This window comes from Actinomadura bangladeshensis (genome assembly GCF_004348335.1).
GTDB lineage: Bacteria > Actinomycetota > Actinomycetes > Streptosporangiales > Streptosporangiaceae > Spirillospora > Spirillospora bangladeshensis.
In genome coordinates, this window is record NZ_SMJW01000405.1 from 1 (window position 1) to 4,527 (window position 4,527).

Sequence of the window (4,527 nt, forward strand, 5' to 3'; positions counted from 1 at the left end):
GTGGACCGGGGGAGACGGACCGGCGGGGGAGACGCCGGCCGGTTGGGGGATCCGTGATCATGCGATCGTCCCCGCATCGATCGCATGATCACGGACACGTCCCGCCGGGGCGGGGTCAGCTCTCGTAGCGGCGCAGTTCCTGGCGGGCGACGGTGCGGACGTGCACCTCGTCCGGGCCGTCGAAGATCCGCATGGCGCGGACCCAGGCGTACATCGCGGCGAGCGGCGTGTCGTCGGACACCCCGGCGCCGCCGTGGACCTGGATGGCGCGGTCGAGCACCTCGTGGGTGATCCGCGGCACGACCACCTTGATCGCGGCGATCTCGGAGCGGGCGCCCTTGGAGCCGTGCTCGTCGATCAGCCAGGCGGTCTTCAGGGTGAGCAGGCGGGCCTGCTCGATCGCCATCCGCGACTCGGCGATCTGCTGCCGGACCACGCCCTGCTTGGCGAGCGGGCCGCCGAACGCGACCCGGTCGACGGCGCGCCGGCACATCAGCTCCAGCGCCCGCTCGGCCATACCGAGCGCCCGCATGGCGTGGTGGATGCGGCCGGGGCCGAGCCGCGCCTGCGCGATCATGAACCCGTCGCCCTCGTCGGCGATCAGGTTGGACACCGGCACCCGGACGTCCTCGAACAGGATCTCCGAGTGGCCGTGCTGGTCCTGGTAGCCGAACACCGGCAGATGCCGGACGATGTGCAGCCCCGGGGTGTCGCGGGGCACGAGCACCTGCGACTGCTGCCGGTGGACGGGCCCGTCCGGGTCGGTCTTGCCCATCACGATGAAGATCTTGCAGCGCTCGTCGGCGGCGCCGGTGATGAACCACTTGCGGCCGTTGATCACGTACTCGTCGCCGTCCCGGACGATCGAGGTCGTGATGTTGGTGGCGTCGGAGGAGGCGACCTCGGGCTCGGTCATCGCGAACGCGCTGCGGATCTCGCCGTTCAGCAGCGGCTCCAGCCACCGCCGCTTCTGCTCGTCCGTCCCGAACATGTGCAGGACTTCCATGTTCCCGGTGTCGGGGGCGGCGCAGTTGACCGCCTCCGGCGCGAGGTCGGGCGACCGCCCGGTCAGCTCGGCGAGCGTCGCGTAGTCCAGGTTCGTCAGCCCGGACACGTCCGGCAGGAACAGGTTCCACAGCCCGCGCTTGCGCGCCTCGGCCTTCAGCTCCTCGACGACCGGGGGCAGCGCGTGCGGGTCGTTCTCCGCACGCCACGCCGCGTACACCGGCTCGGCCGGGTAGACGAACCCGTCCATGAACTCCTGGAGGCGTTCCTGGTACTCGCGTGCCTTCGGGCTGAGTTCGAAGTCCATGCCGCGCATTCTGGCAGAACAGAATTCGGTCGGCGGGGCCGGGATCGCCTACCATCGGGCCGTGCCCTCCGAAGAACCGGTCAAAGCCGTCATCACCGACTGGGGCGGCGTGCTGACGTCCCCCCTCGCCGACGCCATCGCCGTCTGGCTCGCCGCCGACCGCATCGACGCCGAGCACTACAAGAACGTCATGCGCGCCTGGGTGAAGCAGGCCTACGACGGCGCCGGGACGAACCCGATCCACGGGCTCGAGGACGGCTCCCTCGACGCGGCCGAGTTCGAGCGCCTCCTCGCCGCCGAACTGCTCACCGTCGACGGCGGCCCGGTCGAGGCCGCGGGCCTCATCGCCCGCATGTTCGGCGCGTTCACCCCGGTCGAGCCGATGTACGCCGCGCTGCGCGCCGCCCGCACCGCCGGGACCCGCACCGCGCTGCTGTCCAACTCGTGGGGCAACGAGTACCCGCGCGACCTGTTCGCCGACCTGTTCGACGCCGTCGTCATCTCCGCCGAGGTCGGCATGCGCAAGCCCGACGAGCGGATCTTCCGGCACGCCCTCGACCTGCTCGGCCTGGACGCCGCCGAATGCGTCTTCATCGACGACATCGAGCACAACATCCGGGCCGCCGAGGCCCTCGGCATCCGCGGCATCCACCACACCGCCCCCGACACCACGATCGCGGAACTGCGCGCCCTGAACCTCCTGCCCTGACGTTCTGGCAGACTGCTGATCGTCATGCGCGTCTACCTGCCGTCCACGCTGCCGCTCCTCGCCGGCGTCCACGCCGCGCGCGAGATCGGCCCCGCGCCGCTCGCCGCCCACGCGGTCACGCCCGCGCTCCGCGAGTGGTACGCGAGCGGCGACCTGGAGGAGCTGGAGTACGCGGCGATGTCCGCCGCCGCCCGCGCCTCCCTCCGCCTCCTCGCCGCCGACCCGTCCGCCCCGCGCCGCCGCGTCGTCCTGGCCGCCGAGGTGCCCGACACCGCCATCGCCTGGTCCAACACGGACCTGGCCAACGGCGACCGCGCCCTGGTCGAACTCTCCACGACCGTCCCGTGGAAGAAGATCGCCTCCGGCCACGTGGACGACCCGGACGCCGCCCCCGACATCACCGCCGCGGTGGAAGCCCTGGCCGCCGCCGACGGCGGCGACGAAGACGCCCGCTTCACCGTAGACGGTGCCGAAGGCCACGACCTCCTCTGGTACGCCACCCAAGAACTCCCAGACCTCCTCTCCTGACCCTTCATCTCGAACGCACCACGAACGCCGGGATCCTGTCCGCTGCCGCGCCGAACACCATGAACGACGCGGTGGCCCAGGGCAGCTTTCCGGTGTGAGTTGCTGTTCTGGGTGTTCGCGGGTGTTGTCGCGGACGGGGATGGCCCCGGCTTCGGGCGGTGCCGGTGGTGACGCCGCTGGTCTTGGACGGCGGGGAGCATGGACGGTGCGGAGGGGCGGGCTGCTCTGGATCTGCCGGCCGGGGACTGGTCGGCTTCTTCGATCAGTCGATTTTTTGGTCGGGGCGGGTAGGTGCCCGGCAGGTCGACAACGTCGTCGGAGCGCAGGGAGCCGTGAGATGGACGCCGCCACGAACGTGCCGGTACCGGTGAACGAGCCGGTCAAGGGGTATGCGCCGGGGAGCGCGGAGCGAGCCGCGCTGGAGGCGCGGATCAAGGAGCTCGGCGGGACGCAGACCGAGCTGGCGATGACGATCGCCGGGGAGCGGCGCATGGGCGCGGGCACGCCCATCGACGTGGTGGAGCCGCACAACCGCGCGCACGTCCTCGGGCGCATGGGCGATGCCACCGAGGCGGACGTCGCCGAGGCCGTCATCGCGGCGGAGGAGGCCGCGCCCGCGTGGCGGGCCATGGCGTTCGACGACCGCGCCGCGATCTTCCTGCGTGCCGCCGATCTGCTCGCCGGGCCGTGGCGGGCCACGCTGAACGCCGCCACGATCCTCGGCCAGTCCAAGTCGGTACAGCAGGCCGAGATCGACGCCGCCTGCGAGCTGATCGACTTCTGGCGGTTCAACGTCGCGTACGCGCAGCAGATCCACGAGCAGCAGCCGCTGTCGTCGCCGGGCGTGTGGAACCGGCTGGAGTACCGGCCGCTGGAGGGCTTCGTCCTCGCCATCACCCCGTTCAACTTCAGCGCGATCGCCGGGAACCTGCCGACCTCGGCCGCCCTGATGGGCAACGTCGTGGTCTGGAAGCCGTCGCCGACGCAGCAGCTCGCCGCGCACTTCACGATGCGCCTGCTGGAGGCCGCAGGGCTGCCGCCCGGTGTGATCAACATGGTCACCGGGAACGGGCGGGCCGTCTCCAACGTGGCGCTGCGGCATCCCGACCTCGCCGGGCTGCACTTCACCGGGTCGGCCGCCACGTTCCAGGCCCTCTGGCGGACGATCGGCGAGAACATCAGCGGATACAAGGGCTACCCGCGGATCGTCGGCGAGACCGGCGGCAAGGACTTCGTGGTCGCGCACCCGTCCGCCGACCCGGCCGTGCTGAAGACGGCGCTCGTCCGCGGCGCGTTCGAGTACCAGGGGCAGAAGTGCTCCGCCGCGTCCCGCGCCTACATCCCGCGCTCCGTCTGGGACCGCATTCGGGACGATTTCTGCGCCGAGACCGAGTCCCTGACCATGGGCAACGTCGCCGAGGACCTGTCGACGTTCATGGGCGCCGTCATCGACGACCGCGCCTTCGCCAAGCACCGCGCGGCGGTCGAGCGCGCCCGCGGCATCGACACCATGAAGATCCTTGCGGGCGGGGAACTGGACGACTCGCGCGGCTACTTCGTCCGCCCGACCGTCCTGGAGTCGTCCGACCCGACCGACGAGATCTTCACCCGTGAGTACTTCGGCCCGATCCTCGGCGTGCACGTCTACGACGACGGCGACTACGACACCGTCCTCACCCAGATGGAGGGCGTCTCCGAGTACGGTCTCACCGGCGCGATCATCGCCGAGGACCGCGCGGCCGTCGCCGAGGCCACCGAGAAGCTCCGGTTCGCCGCCGGGAACTTCTACATCAACGACAAGCCGACCGGCTCGATCGTGGGCCAGCAGCCCTTCGGCGGCGCCCGCGCCTCCGGGACCAACGACAAGGCCGGCTCCATCTTCAACCTCACCCGCTGGACGAGCGTCCGCTCCATCAAGGAGACCTTCGTCCCGCCGACCGACCACCGCTACCCCCACATGGGCCCCTGACGCCGTCCC

The 4,527-nt window shown here is 71.2% G+C and carries 4 protein-coding genes; 3 read left to right on the top strand and 1 reads right to left on the bottom strand.

Annotated elements, in window-relative coordinates; translation table 11 throughout:
- Window positions 1–115: 115 nt before the first annotated feature.
- The gene (locus tag E1284_RS38680; protein ID WP_131945102.1) at window positions 116–1,312 is read right to left on the bottom strand and encodes an acyl-CoA dehydrogenase family protein; all 1,197 of its coding nucleotides are present in this window, start codon (window positions 1,310–1,312) and stop codon (window positions 116–118) included.
- 61 nt (window positions 1,313–1,373) lie between these two features.
- Here E1284_RS38680 and E1284_RS38685 point away from each other — a divergent pair, with 61 nt between their 5' ends.
- The 3 genes from E1284_RS38685 to pruA all read left to right on the top strand — a co-directional run bounded on the left by E1284_RS38685 (window position 1,374) and on the right by pruA (window position 4,518).
- A complete protein-coding gene (locus E1284_RS38685; protein ID WP_243715005.1) occupies window positions 1,374–2,021 on the top strand; it encodes an HAD family hydrolase in 648 nt (215 codons plus the stop codon).
- 24 nt (window positions 2,022–2,045) lie between these two features.
- The gene (locus E1284_RS38690; protein WP_131945104.1) at window positions 2,046–2,549 is read left to right on the top strand and encodes a DUF6912 family protein; all 504 of its coding nucleotides are present in this window, start codon (window positions 2,046–2,048) and stop codon (window positions 2,547–2,549) included.
- A gap of 337 nt (window positions 2,550–2,886) precedes the next feature.
- Complete coding sequence (gene pruA, locus E1284_RS38695) at window positions 2,887–4,518, top strand: L-glutamate gamma-semialdehyde dehydrogenase (RefSeq protein WP_131945105.1); 1,632 nt, start codon at window positions 2,887–2,889, stop codon at window positions 4,516–4,518.
- The last annotated feature ends 9 nt before the right edge of the window (window positions 4,519–4,527 follow it).

What these genes read in the sequence shown, in the direction of transcription:
- E1284_RS38680 (WP_131945102.1), bottom strand. Translation starts at nt 1,312, where the DNA reads ATGGACTTCGAACTCAGCCCGAAGGCACGCGAGTACCAGGAACGCCTC.
- pruA (WP_131945105.1), top strand. Translation starts at nt 2,887, where the DNA reads ATGGACGCCGCCACGAACGTGCCGGTACCGGTGAACGAGCCGGTCAAG.
- E1284_RS38690 (WP_131945104.1), top strand. Translation starts at nt 2,046, where the DNA reads ATGCGCGTCTACCTGCCGTCCACGCTGCCGCTCCTCGCCGGCGTCCAC.